The sequence below is a fragment of the Psychrobacter sp. 1U2 genome (genome assembly GCF_051847575.1).
Map to the genome: position 1 here is coordinate 1 of NZ_JBPYDC010001845.1, position 512 is coordinate 512.

The window sequence follows — 512 nt, forward strand, 5'->3', positions numbered from 1 at the left end:
CCCAGAAATCAGCTGGCTCTGAAAGTTCAGGATTTGTCACCAAATTGTTGAGTTTTTTGCTTTTAGTATTGAGCCTCTTATTTATCGCAGGCTTAATCTACTTGATGACTTAAGTGGCTGACTTGATTTGATAAAATTGATGCAATCATAGGGCCTTACGTATAAAGCATCAAACAATAAAGTTCTTTTACAAAGTTCTTTTACACGACTTCACTGTTGTTCTATATTGATTGTGCTACTTTTGAGTCATGACTATGATCGTAAAACTGAAGATACTGATAAACGGTCGATAGTCAAAAAATCATCTGACTCAAGGAAGAGGTAACGACTATGTCTAATGTAGAAAGCAATGTCCGTCCAGAATATGATGACGAGATTCAAAAAATCGCCGATTATGTTCTCAACTACTCTATTGATGACTCTCCCAATAGCGCCGATGCTTGGACGACTGCACGTCACTGTCTAATGGATACGCTAGGCTGTGGCCTTTTGGCACTACGTTTTCCTGAATG

Annotated in this window: 1 protein-coding gene; it reads left to right on the forward strand. The window is 38.7% G+C overall.

Annotated features, from left to right (window positions below; translation table 11 throughout):
- Positions 1-330: 330 nt before the first annotated feature.
- Positions 331-512, forward strand: a 182-nt coding sequence (locus tag ACS8FD_RS24725; protein WP_439277789.1) for an MmgE/PrpD family protein, incomplete at its 3' end; no start/stop codon positions are given.